Raw genomic sequence first — 13801 nt, forward strand, 5'->3', positions numbered from 1 at the left:
CCCGCCGGGGATCACGGGACGGTCCTCAGCCGGCCCCGTTCCTCAGCGCGGAGACCTTCGCGACGGCCAGCACCACCAGGAGCACCGCCAGGCCCGCGCACACGGCGCCCTGGACGAGGGCGCGCCGGCCGTCCCGGGGTGCGTAGGCGTAGGCGACGGTGACCACGCCGCCCGCCAGGAGACCGCCGAGGTGGCTCTCCCAGGAGGTGAGCCCCGCCGAGATCAGCAGCCACAGCAGCAGGCCCGCCACGAACCGGTTGACGGTGTTCATGTCCGCGCCCAGGCGGCGGCCCATGACGTAGTACGCGGCGCCCAGTCCGAAGATCGCGCCCGACGCGCCGAGCGTGGTCTCGTCCGGCGCGATCAGCAGCACCAGGACGGAACCGCCGAGCGCCGACAGCAGGTACAGGGCGACGTAGCGGACCCTGCCGAGCTGGGCCTCCACCATCCGGCCCACGTTCCACAGCGAGACCATGTTCATCACGATGTGCAGGATCCCGAACGTGCCCTCGGTGGGGGGCAGATGGAGGAACGCGCCGGTCAGCATCCGGTACCACTCCCCGCCGACCACGCCCTCCGGGCGGAAGGCGTGGTCGAAGGGGAGCGGGACCTGCCAGAGGTAGTGTCCGCCGTCCGGCCCCTTCAGCCCCGCGCCCAGCATCTCGAACCGGTCCACGATCGCGGGGCGCGCCAACTCGCCCAGGTAGGCCAGCACGTTCAGCGCGATCAGGACGTACGTCACCACGGGCGCCGTGGCGATGCGGCCGCCGAACGCCGTGCGGGCCTGCCGGACGGACCGGGCGCCCTCCTTCACACACTCCACGCACTGGTGGCCGACGGCCGCCTCGCGCATGCACGCGGGGCAGATGTAGCGGTCGCACCGGGTGCAGCGCACATACGACTCCACCTTGGGATGGCGGTAACAGGTGGTGACGGCGGGCTCGGCGCGGCCGGCTCTCCCGACGGGTTCGGTGGACTCGGTGGACTCGGATTCCACGGCCGGCTCCTTGGCGGTACGAACATGTGGGAGGGGAACGGTGAGCCGGTGGGGTCGGCGGCGAACAAAATAGCGAACACGGGTGTACGGGTGGGGCGGCAGGGGGCCGTCGTGGTGTCGTAATCTCGGCACTCCCGCCCAGCTCACCGCACCGAAGCCCGACGGAAGGACCCCGTATGCCCGGGATCGGCCTCAGCGAGGTGGAGGAGACCGCGCCCGCGCTGGTCAGTCTGTACAAGACCGCCGGTGTCTCCCTCGCCCGGCACGGGCTGGACGGGCAGCGGGCCGCGGTGTACCTGGTGGTCGACCACTCCGGGTCGATGAAGCCGTACTACCTCGACGGCAGCGTCCAGGCGCTCGCCGACCGGGTGCTCGGACTGTCCGCGCATCTCGACGACGACGGCACCGTTCCGGTGGTCTTCTTCTCCACCGACATCGACGCGGTCACCGACATCGCGCTCGACGACCACCAGGGGCGGGTGGAGCGGATCGTCGCCGGGCTCGGGCACATGGGCAGGACCAGTTACCACCTGGCCATGGACGAGGTCATCGACCACTATCTCGACAGCGGCTCGGCGGACCCCGCGCTCGTGGTCTTCCAGACCGACGGCGGACCGGTCAACAAGCTCGCCGCCGAACGGTACTTGTGCAAGGCGGCGAGGCTCCCGCTGTTCTGGCAGTTCATAGGGTTCGGCGACCCGGACAGCAAGCAGTTCGACTTCCTGCGCAGGCTCGACGAGTTGGCCGTCCCGCGGAAGCGGGCGGTCGACAACGCCGGCTTCTTCCACGCCGGTTCGGATCCCCGGGAACTGGGCGACGAGGAGCTGTACGACCGGATCGTCGGCGAGTTCCCGCGGTGGCTGGCGGCGGCGCGGGCCCGGGGGATCGTGCGATGACCGTACGGCTGCTGGCCGCCGCCGAGCGCGTCGCGGCGCCCTGGAAGAACGGCGGCGGGGTGACGCGGGAGATCGCCGCGGGGCCCGAGGGTGCCGGCATGGACGACTTCCGGTGGCGGGTGAGCCTCGCCGACGTCCGTGCCGACGGCCCGTTCTCGTCGTTCGCCGAGGTGGACCGCACCCTCACGATGGTCGAGGGCACGGGCATGGACCTGACCGTCGGCGGTGAACACCGGCGGGTCGACACGCCCTTCGTCCCCCGGTCCTTCCCCGGGGACCTGCCCACCGACTGCCGTCTGCTCGGGGGCCCGGTCGTGAACCTCAACGTCATGTGGCGCAGGGGCGAGGGCGCGGACCCCGTCGTCACGGTCGTGCGCGGTGGTGCCTCAGTCGCGCTGCCGGCGGCTCCGGAGGTGCTGATCGTCGCCCTCGACGGGACCGCCGAGGTGGCCGGGCTGCGCCTCGGCCGTCACGACGCCGCGCTGCTGAACGACGAGGACGCCGTGCTGCGGGCGACCAGCCGCACCGCCGTCGTCCGGCTCCGGGCCCCGCACGGCACACCGCCCCGCCCCTGACGACTTGTCGCCTTCGGGAGGCCGACGCCGCCCCGGCGGGCCGAGGAGCACCGGGAGTTCAGGAGCGGGCGGCACGACCGCCGAGGACGGCCGCGCGGCACTCGGCCGGACTGCCCCAGGCGGTGCGCAGGGCACGGGCCCTGGCCAGCCACAGCGACAGGTCGTACTCGGCGGTGTAGCCGATCGCGCCGTGCAGTTGCAGCGCGGCGCGCGCGGTGGTGTACGCCGCCTCGCAGGCGGTGACCTTGGCGGCGGCGACATCGGCGGGCGCCAGGGTCAGGGCGGCTCCGAGGACCAGCGGGCGCGCGAAGTCCAGGGCGGTCCTCGCGTCGGCGAGCCGGTGCTTGACGGCCTGGAAGGAACCGACGGGGACACCGAACTGGGTGCGGCGCCCGACATGGGCGACGGTCCGGTCGAGGAGCGCGAGACCGACACCGAGGGCCTGGGCGGCGGTGGCGAGCCGGGCCCAGGTGAGGGCGTGCTCCATGGGAGGCGCGGCGGACAGGAGCTCGCCGCCCTCCGTCAGCGGGGTGAGGCGGCGGGCAGGGTCCAGACAGCCGCGTACCGGGCCGTGGCCGGGGGCCAGACGCAGTTCGCCGGCCGACAGGGCGAGGCGGACCGCCGCCGTGTCGCCGTCCAGCGCGTACGCGCCGTCGAGGGCCACGGTCGCCGACACCTCGCCCGAGACCAGTCGCGGAAGCAGCCGCTCGGCGGGGCCGGGGTCCGCCAGCTCCGCCAGCAGTGCGGCCGCCGCGACGGTCTCCGCCAACGGGCCCGGCACCGCGTGCCGTCCCAACTCGACGAAGGCCACCGCCAGTTCCAGCGGGAGCGGACCCACTCCCGTGTAGGCGGCCGGCACCGCGAGCGCGAACACGCCCGCCTCGGCGAGCCGGGACCACAGCGCACGGCCGCCGGCGTGCTCGCCCCGGCTCCAGTCCCGTACGACCGACGGCGTGTCCGCGGCCGTCAGCATCGCGTCGAGGGAGCCGGCGAACGCGCGCTGCTCGGTGTCGAGGACGAAGCGCATCAGCGGCGGCCCTTCGGGAGGCCGAGCAGGCGCTCGGCGACGATGTCGCGCTGGATCTCGTTGGTGCCGGCGTAGATCGGGCCGGCGAGGGAGAACACGTACCCCTCCGACCAGTCCGTGTCCGCCGCCTCGCCCTCCTGGCCCAGGAGATCGAGCGCCGTCTCGTGCAGCGCGATGTCGTACTCGGACCAGAAGACCTTGTTCAGGCTGGCCTCCGGACCGAGGGTCTCGCCGTCGAGGAGACGGGAGGCGTGGGCGTAGGCGAAGAGCTGGTAGGCGCGGGCGCCGATCAGCGCGTCCGCCACCCGGTCCGCGGCCCACGCCGGGCTGTCCCGGCTTCGCCACAGGGCGAACAGCCGCTCCGCGGCGGCCAGGAAGCGTCCCGGGGAGCGGAGCCTGAGCCCACGTTCGTCTCCGGCCGTCGACATCGCGATCCGCCAGCCCTGGCCGGGCTCCCCGATCACGTCCTCGTCCGGGACGAAGACCTCGTCCAGGAAGATCTCGGCGAAGGCCGGCTTGCCGTCGAGACGGCCGATCGGCCGGACCGTGACACCCGGGTCCCGCAGGCCGAACATCAGATAGGTCAGCCCCTGATGGGGTCTCGGCGTGTCCGGGTCGCTGCGGAACAGCCCGAACGCGCGATCCGCGAAGGCGGCACGCGACGACCAGGTCTTCTGGCCGCTCAGCAGCCAGCCCCCGTCGGCCCGCACCGCGCGGGAGGTGAGGGACGCCAGGTCGGACCCGGCCTCCGGCTCGGACCAGGCCTGCGCCCAGACGACCTCACCCGTGGCCATGGAGGGCAGCACCCGGGCGCGCTGCCGCGGTGTGCCGTGCTCGAAGAGGGTGGGCGCCAGCAGGTTGATGCCGTTCTGGGTGACCCGGCCCGGCGCGCCCGCCGCGTAGTACTCCTCCTCGAACACCAGCCAGCGCACGATGTCCGCGTCCCGGCCGCCGTACGCCGCCGGCCAGGACACCACCGACCAGCGGTCCGCCGCCAGTTCGGCCTCCCACGCGCGGTGGGCGGCGAAACCCTCCTCGGTCTCCAGGGAGGGGAGCGGGACGCCCGGCACATGCGCGCCGAGCCAGGCCCGGACCTCGGCGCGGAACGCCTCGTCGGCGGGGGAGTGCGTGAGATCCATCGACGGCACCTCTCGGCGTCGAGCTTCCCTAACAAGTGTTTGGTAGGTTAGCTTGGGAGCATGAGCGACGTCGAGACTCCCGTCTACGAACCCGGGCACGGGCTGCTGAAAGGACGCACCGCCGTCGTCACGGCCGCCGCGGGCGCGGGCATCGGCGGAGCCACGGCACGCAGGTTCCTGGAGGAGGGCGCCCGCGTGGTCATCAGCGACGCGCACCTCCGCCGCCTCAAGGAGAGCGAGGAGGCCCTCGCCGCGGAGTTCGGCGCCGCGAACGTCGCCGCGCTCCCCTGCGACGTCACGAACGAAGAACAGGTCGAAGCCCTGTTCGCGCGGGCGGACGACCTCCACGGCGGACTGGACGTCGTCGTCAACAACGCCGGTCTCGGCGGCACCTCGGCCCTGGCCGACATGACCGACGCACAGTGGTCGAAGGTCCTGGACGTGACCCTGGGCGGCACCTTCCGGTGCACCCGCGCCGCACTGCGGCGCTTCAGGGAGCGGACCGGCGGCGGCGTGATCGTGAACAACGCCTCCGTCGTCGGCTGGCGCGCCCAGGCGGGCCAGGCGCACTACGCCGCCGCCAAGGCCGGGGTCATGGCGCTCACCCGCTGCGCCGCGATCGAGGCCGCCGCCTACGGGGTCAGGGTCAACGCGGTGTCCCCCAGCCTCGCCATGCACCCGCACCTGGCGAAGGTGACCACCCCCGAACTGCTGGAGGAACTGACGGGCCGTGAGGCCTTCGGCCGGTACGCCCAACCCTGGGAGGTGGCCAACGTGATCGTGTTCCTGGCGTCCGGCTACTCCTCGTACATGACCGGTGAGGTCGTCGCCGTCAGCAGCCAGCATGCCTAGGGCGCGTCGCGAGAGTCCCGCCTGCCTCCGGGCGGACGACGGGACTTCCGCAACACGCCCTGGCACCACAATGGAACGGTGCCTACCAAGAAGAAGCCCCAGGTGACCGCCGTCCCGGAGCGGCGCCGTGAACTCCTCGGCCTCGCCGCCGAGGTCTTCGCCGAGCAGGGCTACAACGCCACCACCGTACGCAAGATCGCGGACCAGGCCGGGATGCTCGCGGGCAGTCTCTACTACCACTTCGACTCCAAGGAATCGATGCTGGAGGAGATCCTGCGGACCTTCCTCGACGAGCTGTGGGACGGCTACGACACCGTCCTCGCCGCCGGACTCGGCCCCCGGGAGACCCTGGAGGCCCTGGTCACCGAGTCCTTCCGGGAGATCGACCGGCACCGGGCCGCCGTCGCGATCTACCAGAAGGAGTCCCGGCACCTCGCCGCCCAGCAGCGTTTCGCGTTCCTCACGGAGTCGCAGCGCAACTTCGAGAAGGCGTGGCTGAGCACGCTGGAGCGTGGTGTCGCGGCCGAGGTGTTCCGGTCCGACCTCGACATCCGGCTCACCTACCGGTTCGTGCGCGACACCGTCTGGGTCGCCGCGTCCTGGTACCGGCCCGGCGGACAGCACAGCCCGGAGGAGATCGCCCGGCAGTACCTGTCGATGGTGCTGGACGGGATCTCCGTACGCCCCTAGCCCCGTCAGCCCCGTCAGCCCCGTCAGCCCCGTCAGCGGAGGAGTCGTCATGGCCGAGGCCTACATCGTCGAAGCGGTCCGTACGCCCGTGGGGCGCCGCGGGGGAGGCCTGAGCGCCGTCCACCCCGCCGACCTCGGCGCGCACGTCCTCAGGGCGCTCGTCGAGCGGTCCGGCGTGGACCCGGCCGCCGTCGAGGACGTCGTCCTCGGCTGCCTGGACACCGTGGGACCACAGGCCGGGGACATCGCCCGCACCAGCTGGCTGGCGGCCGGTCTCCCCGAGGAGGTACCGGGCGTCACCGTCGACCGGCAGTGCGGCTCCTCCCAGCAGGCCGTGCACTTCGCGGCCCAGGCGGTCCTGTCCGGCACCCAGGACCTTGTGGTGGCGGGCGGCGTCCAGAACATGAGCCTGATCCCCATCGCCTTCGCCTCCCGCCGGGCCGCCGAGCCCCTCGGCCTCACCGACGGCCCCTTCGCCGGCAGCGAGGGCTGGCGGGCGCGGTACGGCGACCGGCCCGTCAACCAGTTCCACGGCGCCGAACTGATCGCCGCCAAGTGGGGCATCACCCGCCGCGACCAGGAGGAGTTCGCGCTCCGCTCCCACGAGCGGGCCCTGCGCGCCCTCGACGAGGGCCGCTTCACGCGCGAGACCGTCTCCTGCCGTGAGGTCACGGCCGACGAGGGCCCCCGCCGTGACACCTCGCTGGAGAGGATGGCCGCCCTCGCACCGGTCGTCGAGGGCGGCACCATCACCGCCGCCTGCTCCTCCCAGGTCTCCGACGGCGCCGCCGCGATGCTGCTCGCCTCCGAGCGGGCGGTACGCGAGCACGGTCTGACCCCGCGGGCCCGCGTCCACCATCTCTCCGCGCGGGGCGAGGACCCGATCCGTATGCTGTCGGCGCCCATCCCGGCCACCGCGTACGCCCTGAAGAAGACCGGCATGTCCATGGACGACATCGACCTCGTCGAGATCAACGAGGCCTTCGCACCGGTCGTCCTCGCCTGGCTGAAGGAGACCGGCGCCGACCCCGGGAAGGTCAACGTCAACGGCGGCGCGATCGCCCTCGGCCACCCGCTCGGCGCGACCGGCGTGAAGCTGATGACGACCCTCCTGCACGAACTGGAGCGCACGGGCGGCCGGTTCGGCCTGCAGACCATGTGCGAGGGCGGCGGCCAGGCGAACGTGACGATCATCGAACGGCTCTGACCACGGTCCGCCCGGACGCCCCCCGGAGCCTCGCCCGCCCGGGAACCGGCGCCCCGCGGAGAACGGCGCACCGGCGCACCGGCGCCGGGCCTCGCCGATGCTCACCGTCCCGGGTCATGCCCCGTGGGCACGCCGGAGCGTGTGCGCGCCCGAGCGTGTGCGCGCGGGGTGCGCCGAAAGGTCCCGGAGAACCGCTTCCGCCTGCGCCATCAGACCCTCGACCAGCTCCGCGCACGACGGTAGGTCCTCGATCACCCCGGCGACCTGCCCCGACGCCATCACCCCCAGATCCGTACGCCCGTCCACCATCGCCGCCTTGAGCAGCATCGGCGTGTTCGCGGCGAGCAGCACCTGGCTCCACGTCAGGTCCCTGCCGTGCCTCATGGCGAGGCCGTCACGGACCATCCGGGGCCAGGAGAGACCGGACACCCGCCGGAACGCGGCCGCCCGCCGCACCGCCCGGACGAGTGCCCGCGCACGGCCGGCCCGCTCCAGGGAGCCGACGAACTCCGTACGCAGCATGCGGTGCGGCAGCCCGTCGACGGCCCTGGTGACCGTGACGTCCCCGACCGCCGCCGCCAGATACGCCGCCTTCACCGCGGCCGGGACGGTGGAGTCGGAGGTGAGCAGGAAACGCGTCCCCATCGCGATGCCCGCCGCCCCGTACGCCAGCGCCGCGACCAGCCCCCGTCCGTCGTGGAAACCGCCCGCCGCCACCACCGGGATGTCCACGGCGTCCACCACCTGCGGCAGCAGCACCGTCGTCGCCACCTCGCCGGTGTGTCCGCCGCCCTCGCCACCCTGCACGATCACCGCGTCCGCACCCCAGGCGGCCACCTTCTCCGCGTGCCGGCGCGCCCCGACGGAGGGCACGACGACCACCCCCGCCTCCTTCAGCTCGGCGATCAGCTCACGGGAGGGGGCGAGGGCGAACGACGCGACCCGCACCCCTTCCTCGACGATGATCCGCACGCGCTCGCCCGCGTCCCCCGCGTCGGCCCGCAGATTCACCCCGAACGGCGCGTCCGTACGGGACCTGACCTCCCGCACCGCGTCCCGCAGGTGGTCGAGGCTCATCGTGGCGGAGGCCAGGATGCCCAGCGCCCCCGCGTTCGCCGTGGCGGAGACCAGCCGGGGCCCCGCGACCCAGCCCATGCCGGTCTGCACGACCGGGTGACGGACACCGGTCAGACGGGTGAGCGCGGTCTCCATCAGCGCCCGCCCTCCCCGGCGCGCGGGACGGGCCCGGCGACCTCGCGCTCCCGGGCACCGCCCGGATCGATCACCGTACGGATCAACTCCAGCTCCAGCGGGGTCGGTTCGCGGGTGTACGGCACATCGGCGGGCACGGACAGCTCGAAGCCCGTGGCCTCCCGCACCTCCTCCACGGTGACGCCCGGGTGCAGTGAGGCCAGGCGCATCGAGCGGTCGGGCGTGGCGAAGTCGAGGACGCAGAGGTCGCTCACCACGCGCGGGATGCGGTGGAAGCGGGTGGCGCTCGGGCCCGCGGCGGCAGCTCGGTCGTACCCCACCCCGCACACCATGTCGACCTGCGCGACGAAGACCCGCCGGGAGTGCTTCGGGATCCAGTAACTGGTCGGGTTGTTCAGCGTGTTGACGGGTGCCCCGCGCACGCCGAGCAGCTGGCGCCGCGGCCGGGCCCAGTCCCCGACGCAGGAGATGTTCTGGTTGCCGAACCGGTCGATCTGACTCGCGCCCATCATCACGTGCCGGCGTCCGCCGGTCACCGCGGTGAGATGCCGGCGGTACGGCAGCCAGCCCTCCGGGGTCCCGTCGAGACCGACGAGCAGGGCTTCGCCGTCGGTCATCAGCAGGTCGGGGGAGAAGGTGCGCCGGGCGAGGCGGGCGCCGATGGACGGGATCGTGCCCATGGGGCTGGCCAGCACCTCGCCGTCGTCGCGCCAGGCCTCGGCGCAGGCGATCACGCAGTACTCGGCGCGGGTGACCGCGGGGTCCGGGCTCATCGCCGCTCCTCGTGCCAGGTCCGCACGGCGGACTGGTACGCCTGTTCGTCCCCTGAGAGGAATCGCTCGGCGAACCGCTCGTACGGTGTGGTGGCGTACAGCTTCTGGAAGGGTTCGTCGCGCGTGTAGTCCGGGGCGCAGGACGTGAAGTGCGCGCCGTTCGGCGTCTCGACGACGCCCGTCACACTCGACCGGTTCAGCAGCAGCGTCTGCGGCGCCGCCTCCTTGCCGAGCGCGGTGCTGCCGAGGTGGTCGACTAGCTGCTCGCAGGAGACGTACGCCGTGTCGGCCGCCTCGCAGAACAGGTCGTCGAAGTACGGGTCCGGACCCAGGTACTGGCCGTTGCCCGCGCGGTCCGCGCGGTTCATGTGGACCAGGGCCGCGTCCAGGCGCAGGGCGGGCATGGCGACGAGCGTCTCCCCGTCCTCGTACGGGGAAGTGACGGTCCGCAGGCCGGGGTTGACCCGCATCACGTCCGAGCCGATCCCGGCGCGCACCGGCAGGAACGGGAGCCGGTTCGCGGCGGCGTGCAGGCCCCACATGAACATCGCCTCGTCGACCTCCGTCAGTTCGAAGGCGCCGCTCTCGCGCGCCGCGCGGTAGTGCGGTTCGAGCGGGATGGAGTCGAGGGTGGTGAAGGCGGTCACCAGCCTGCGGATCCGCCCGGCTGCGGCGAGCAGGCCGACGTCCGGGCCGCCGTACGACACGACGGTGAGATCGGTGATCCCGGTCCGGAGCAGCGCTCTCACCAGGGCCATCGGCTTGCGGCGCGAACCCCAGCCGCCGATGCCCAGCGTCATCCCGCTCCGGAGACGGGCGACGGCCTCGTCCGCCGACATGGTCTTGTCACTCACTGGCCGGCCTCCTGCTCGCGGTGCTCCTCGTGCTCGCCGTGCTCGCTGTGTATCCCGTGCTCCTGATGGCCGCCGTGCTCCCCGTGCTGTCCGTACCTCTCCTCCTCCTCGGATGCGCCGTGCGGCTCGCGCCGTGGGGTCCCGGGGGCCCCCGCGGGGGTCTCCGTGGCGGTCTCCGTGGCCTCTCGGCCGAACGTGGCACGGACACGGTCGGCCACTCCGCTGAGGTTCGCCTCGAAGGTGAAGCCCTGTTCGAAGCGGTAGCTACGGCGCACGTCGACGGGGTCGATGCCGTTGAGGGCGGCCTTGGCGAGTCTGATCAGCTCACCGTCCTTGGCCGCTATCTCGCGGGCCAGCTCCAGAGCGGCGGCCCGGAGCTCCTCGCGCGGTACGACCTTCCACACCGAGCCGTGCGCGTGCAGCTCGGCCGCGGTCACCGTCCGCGCGGTGTAGTACAGCGCGCGCATCAGGTGCCCGGGCACCAGACGGGCCAGATGGGTGGCCGCGCCGAGGGCGCCGCGGTCCAGCTCGGGCAGGCCGAAGGTGGCGTCCTCGCTCGCCACGATCGCGTCCGCGTTCCCCACCAGTCCGATCCCGCCGCCCAGGCAGAATCCGTGGACCGCCGCGACGACCGGCACCTCGCACTCGTAGACCGCGGCGAACGCCTCGAAACAGCCGCGGTTCGCCCCGACCAGCACGTGGTGACCCGCGGTCCGGCGGGCTTCCCGCTGCATCTCCTTGATGTCCACGCCCGCGTTGAAACCGCGCCCGGCGGCCGTCAGCACGACACACCCCGTTCCGGGGTCGCGGCCCGCGGCGCGCACGGCGTCGGCGAGCTCGAACCAACCGCGCACCGGCAGCGCGTTCACCGGCGGGAAGTCGACCGTGACGACGGAGATCCGTTTTTCCGGGGACGCGGTGGAGACACCCATGGACGCATCAGCTACCTTCCCACCAAACGTTTGTTAGGTGCAGTCTCGAAGCTAGCAGCGAATGCATCCGCGCGGGAGGCCCTGTGGACAACGTGGAAGGCACGGACGGCACGGACGGCACCCGTCGATCCGGCGGCGACGGCGGACCTGGCGGCACCGATCTCGGGGGGCGGACCGTCGTGGTCACCGGCGGGACCCGGGGGGTCGGCGCCGGGATCGCGCGGGCCTTCGTCCGGGCGGGCGCGACGGTGCTGGTCTGCGCCCGCAGACCCGCCGAAGTGCCCGTCGAGGGGGTGGAGTTCGCCCCGGTCGACCTGCGCGACCCGCCCGCCGTGCACGCCTTCTTCGACGCGCTGCCCCGGCTCGACGTGCTGGTCAACAACGCCGGCGGAGCCCCGTACCGCCCCCTGGCCGAGGCCGGCGCCGAGCGGCACGCGCGCGTGATCGAGCTCAACCTCCTCGCGCCGCTGACCGCCTCGCTCGCCGCGTACGCGCACCTCAGACGGGCCGGCGGCTCGATCGTGATGATCGGCAGCGTGAGCGGGTCGCGCCCGTCCCCCGGTTCGGCGGCGTACGGGGCGGCCAAGGCGGGCCTGGAGAATCTGGCGCGTTCGATGGCCGTCGAATGGGCCCCCGACATCAGGGTCAACACCCTTGTCGTCGGCATGGTCCGCACCGAGCTGTCCCACCTCCACTACGGCGGGGAGCACGGCGTCGCCGCCGTCTCCCGGACCGTCCCGCTCGGCCGTCTCGCCGAACCGTCCGACGTCGGCGAGGCCGCCGTGTTCCTCGCCTCGGGCGCCGCCGCCTACATCAGCGGGGCCTCGCTCCTCGTCCACGGGGGAGGGGAGCGGCCCGCCTTCCTCGACGCCGCGACCGTCAACAGGGCCGATCCGACCTACCAGGAGGACTGAGATGAGCGGACCACTGCTGTGCCGGGAACGGGTCGTGATCGTCACCGGTGCGGGGCGCGGACTCGGCCGCGCCCACGCGCTCGCGTACGCCGCCGAGGGCGCGCGGATCGTCGTGAACGACGTCGGGGTCGGGCTGGACGGCTCGCCGGGCGCGGACGGACCGGCCGCGCGGGTCGTGGCGGAGATCCGCGCGGCGGGCGGGGAGGCGGTGGCCCACGGAGGCGACGTCGCCACCGCCGAGGGGGCCGCGTCCCTGGTGCGGACCGCCCTGGAGACGTACGGACGCCTCGACACCCTCGTCAACAACGCGGGTTTCCTGCGCGACCGGATGCTCGTCAACCTCGACGAGGAGGACTGGGACGCCGTCCTGCGCGTCCACCTCAAAGGGCACTTCCTGCCCCTGAAGCACGCGGCGGCGCACTGGCGGGCGGAGGCGAAGGCGGGGCGGAGGCCGAGGGCCCGGGTCGTCCACACGAGCAGCGGGGCCGGGCTGCTGGGCTCCGTGGGGCAGGGCAACTACAGCGCCGCCAAGGCCGGGATCATCGGGCTGACCCTGGTCGCCGCCGCCGAGTTGGGGCGTTACGGCGTCCAGGTCAACGCGATCGCGCCCGCGGCCCGTACCCGGATGACGGAACGTGCTTTCGCCCAGGTGATGGCGGCACCGGACGCCGGCTCCTTCGACGCGATGGCGCCCGAGAACGTGTCACCGTTGGTGGTGTGGCTGGGGGCGGACGCGAGCGCCGGCGTCACCGGGCGTGTCTTCGAGACCGAGGGGGGCCGCATCACCGTCATGGAGGGCTGGCGGCCGGGACCGGGCGCGGACAGCGGAGCCCGCCGGAGCCCCTCCGAGGCCGGTGACACGGCCCTGGAACTGCTGGCGCGCGCGGAGGCTCCCGGCGCGGTGTACGGAGCGGGCGACGGAGCGGATGGTACGGCGGGGGATGCGGCGGCGGGCCGCTGACGGGCCCGTGCCGCCGGCTCGCGGGGGCCGTGTCCGACGCCCGCGCGTTCGCGGGTCTCAACCCCTGGGTGGAGTCCGGAAACCAACCCGTGCTCAACCCGTTGGTTGAGGACGCGCGGCGCCGCGAACGGCAGGCTCGAGGACATGACGACGACCGACTACATCATCTCCGCGGCTCTCATCCTGCTCGTGGTCCCGCAGATCCGCGGCACCCGCCAGACCCTGCTGCACACGCTGTTGCCGCTGGCCGCCGTCGCCGCCGCGGCCGCGTACTACCTCAAGTCGTTCCCGACCCAGGGGCACGACATCCGCCTGGACGCCGTCACCGTCGCCGCGGGCGCGGCCCCGGGGCGTCGCCTGCGGCGCGGCCACCCGGCTCGGCCGGGCGGCCGACGGTGTCGCGGTCGCCAGGGCCGGGGCGGTCGCCGCGCTCATATGGATCGCCGGCATGGCCGCCCGCGCCGGATTCGAGTTCTGGGCCACCCACGGCGGTGCGGACAGCCTCACGCGGTTCAGCCGCGACAACCTGATCACCGGGGCCGACGCCTGGACCGCCGCACTCCTGCTGATGGCCCTGGCCCAGGTCGTGTGCCGGCTTGCCGTGGTGCGGGTCAGGGCGCGCCGGGTCACCGCCACCGGAGCGATACCGGCCGGGGCTTGAGCCCGCCGTCCCGCGCTGCCGTCTCGCGCAGCCGTCCCGCGCAGCCGTGTGCGAGGACCGTCCGCGCGGGAGGGAGGACCGGCCGGCCACGGCACGGCCGCCTCCGCCTGA

15 protein-coding genes are annotated in these 13801 nt (G+C 73.4%); 8 read left to right on the plus strand and 7 right to left on the minus strand.

Annotation, left to right across the window (positions count from 1 at the left end; genetic code table 11):
• Nucleotides 1-25: 25 nt before the first annotated feature.
• Nucleotides 26-997, minus strand: a complete 972-nt coding sequence (locus ACFV2J_RS18850; RefSeq protein WP_385083813.1) for a rhomboid family intramembrane serine protease — start codon at nt 995-997, stop codon at nt 26-28.
• A gap of 176 nt (nt 998-1173) precedes the next feature.
• Here ACFV2J_RS18850 and ACFV2J_RS18855 point away from each other — a divergent pair, with 176 nt between their 5' ends.
• Entirely contained in the window at nt 1174-1893 is a 720-nt protein-coding gene (locus tag ACFV2J_RS18855) for a vWA domain-containing protein (RefSeq protein ID WP_385083814.1), read from the plus strand.
• Nucleotides 1890-2468 (plus strand): HutD family protein, encoded by a 579-nt coding sequence (locus ACFV2J_RS18860; RefSeq protein WP_385083815.1) that lies wholly within the window; start codon nt 1890-1892, stop codon nt 2466-2468. The genes ACFV2J_RS18855 and ACFV2J_RS18860 overlap by 4 nt, the downstream gene beginning before the upstream one ends.
• 58 nt (nt 2469-2526) lie before the next feature.
• Here the strand turns inward: ACFV2J_RS18860 and ACFV2J_RS18865 are convergent, their stop codons facing one another.
• Together ACFV2J_RS18865 and ACFV2J_RS18870 are read right to left on the minus strand one after the other, a co-directional pair.
• Complete coding sequence (locus ACFV2J_RS18865; protein WP_385083816.1) at nt 2527-3495, minus strand: acyl-CoA dehydrogenase family protein; 969 nt, start codon at nt 3493-3495, stop codon at nt 2527-2529.
• On the minus strand, nt 3495-4634 hold the full coding sequence (locus ACFV2J_RS18870) for an acyl-CoA dehydrogenase family protein (RefSeq protein WP_385083817.1): 1140 nt from the start codon (nt 4632-4634) through the stop codon (nt 3495-3497). The genes ACFV2J_RS18865 and ACFV2J_RS18870 overlap by 1 nt, the downstream gene beginning before the upstream one ends.
• A gap of 60 nt (nt 4635-4694) precedes the next feature.
• On the opposite strand from ACFV2J_RS18870, the gene ACFV2J_RS18875 reads away from it, so the two are divergent.
• The 3 genes from ACFV2J_RS18875 (at nt 4695) to ACFV2J_RS18885 (ending at nt 7383) form a co-directional block, all read left to right on the plus strand.
• Nucleotides 4695-5486, plus strand: a complete 792-nt coding sequence (locus ACFV2J_RS18875; RefSeq protein WP_385083818.1) for an SDR family oxidoreductase — start codon at nt 4695-4697, stop codon at nt 5484-5486.
• 78 nt (nt 5487-5564) lie between these two features.
• Nucleotides 5565-6176: a TetR/AcrR family transcriptional regulator gene (locus ACFV2J_RS18880; RefSeq protein WP_385083819.1), complete on the plus strand. Its 612-nt coding sequence runs from the start codon at nt 5565-5567 to the stop codon at nt 6174-6176.
• Between the two features lie 49 nt (nt 6177-6225).
• Nucleotides 6226-7383, plus strand: coding sequence for an acetyl-CoA C-acetyltransferase (locus tag ACFV2J_RS18885; RefSeq protein WP_385083820.1), 1158 nt, complete (start codon nt 6226-6228; stop codon nt 7381-7383).
• Nucleotides 7384-7497: 114 nt separating this feature from the next.
• Here ACFV2J_RS18885 and ACFV2J_RS18890 read toward each other — a convergent pair whose 3' ends face one another.
• The 4 genes from ACFV2J_RS18890 to ACFV2J_RS18905 are packed head-to-tail and all read right to left on the minus strand — an operon-like array spanning nt 7498 to nt 11154.
• On the minus strand, nt 7498-8595 hold the full coding sequence (locus ACFV2J_RS18890; protein ID WP_385083821.1) for an NAD(P)H-dependent flavin oxidoreductase: 1098 nt from the start codon (nt 8593-8595) through the stop codon (nt 7498-7500).
• Entirely contained in the window at nt 8595-9368 is a 774-nt protein-coding gene (locus ACFV2J_RS18895) for a CoA-transferase subunit beta (RefSeq protein WP_385083822.1), read from the minus strand. The genes ACFV2J_RS18890 and ACFV2J_RS18895 overlap by 1 nt, the downstream gene beginning before the upstream one ends.
• Entirely contained in the window at nt 9365-10222 is an 858-nt protein-coding gene (locus ACFV2J_RS18900) for a CoA transferase subunit A (protein WP_385083823.1), read from the minus strand. The genes ACFV2J_RS18895 and ACFV2J_RS18900 overlap by 4 nt, the downstream gene beginning before the upstream one ends.
• A complete protein-coding gene (locus tag ACFV2J_RS18905; RefSeq protein WP_385083824.1) occupies nt 10219-11154 on the minus strand; it encodes an enoyl-CoA hydratase family protein in 936 nt (311 codons plus the stop codon). Before ACFV2J_RS18905 ends, ACFV2J_RS18900 begins: the two co-directional genes overlap by 4 nt.
• 83 nt (nt 11155-11237) lie before the next feature.
• On the opposite strand from ACFV2J_RS18905, the gene ACFV2J_RS18910 reads away from it, so the two are divergent.
• From ACFV2J_RS18910 to ACFV2J_RS18920, 3 genes are all read left to right on the plus strand, one after another.
• Nucleotides 11238-12068, plus strand: coding sequence for an SDR family oxidoreductase (locus ACFV2J_RS18910; protein ID WP_385083825.1), 831 nt, complete (start codon nt 11238-11240; stop codon nt 12066-12068).
• A gap of 1 nt (nt 12069) precedes the next feature.
• Nucleotides 12070-13029 carry an SDR family oxidoreductase gene (locus ACFV2J_RS18915; protein ID WP_385439620.1) on the plus strand — a complete coding sequence of 320 codons (960 nt, stop codon included), beginning with the start codon at nt 12070-12072 and terminating at the stop codon, nt 13027-13029.
• Between the two features lie 448 nt (nt 13030-13477).
• Nucleotides 13478-13690, plus strand: coding sequence for a hypothetical protein (locus ACFV2J_RS18920; RefSeq protein WP_385439623.1), 213 nt, complete (start codon nt 13478-13480; stop codon nt 13688-13690).
• Nucleotides 13691-13801: the final 111 nt, after the last annotated feature.

It is taken from the genome of Streptomyces sp. NPDC059668 (genome assembly GCF_042734135.1).
GTDB lineage: Bacteria > Actinomycetota > Actinomycetes > Streptomycetales > Streptomycetaceae > Streptomyces.

Coding starts and splice junctions, on each gene's coding strand:
- ACFV2J_RS18865 (WP_385083816.1), bottom strand. CDS start 3,495: ATGCGCTTCGTCCTCGACACCGAGCAGCGCGCGTTCGCCGGCTCCCTC.
- ACFV2J_RS18890 (WP_385083821.1), bottom strand. CDS start 8,595: ATGGAGACCGCGCTCACCCGTCTGACCGGTGTCCGTCACCCGGTCGTG.
- ACFV2J_RS18875 (WP_385083818.1), top strand. CDS start 4,695: ATGAGCGACGTCGAGACTCCCGTCTACGAACCCGGGCACGGGCTGCTG.
- ACFV2J_RS18885 (WP_385083820.1), top strand. CDS start 6,226: ATGGCCGAGGCCTACATCGTCGAAGCGGTCCGTACGCCCGTGGGGCGC.
- ACFV2J_RS18860 (WP_385083815.1), top strand. CDS start 1,890: ATGACCGTACGGCTGCTGGCCGCCGCCGAGCGCGTCGCGGCGCCCTGG.
- ACFV2J_RS18905 (WP_385083824.1), bottom strand. CDS start 11,154: ATGGGTGTCTCCACCGCGTCCCCGGAAAAACGGATCTCCGTCGTCACG.
- ACFV2J_RS18895 (WP_385083822.1), bottom strand. CDS start 9,368: ATGAGCCCGGACCCCGCGGTCACCCGCGCCGAGTACTGCGTGATCGCC.
- ACFV2J_RS18920 (WP_385439623.1), top strand. CDS start 13,478: ATGGCCGCCCGCGCCGGATTCGAGTTCTGGGCCACCCACGGCGGTGCG.
- ACFV2J_RS18915 (WP_385439620.1), top strand. CDS start 12,070: ATGAGCGGACCACTGCTGTGCCGGGAACGGGTCGTGATCGTCACCGGT.
- ACFV2J_RS18855 (WP_385083814.1), top strand. CDS start 1,174: ATGCCCGGGATCGGCCTCAGCGAGGTGGAGGAGACCGCGCCCGCGCTG.
- ACFV2J_RS18870 (WP_385083817.1), bottom strand. CDS start 4,634: ATGGATCTCACGCACTCCCCCGCCGACGAGGCGTTCCGCGCCGAGGTC.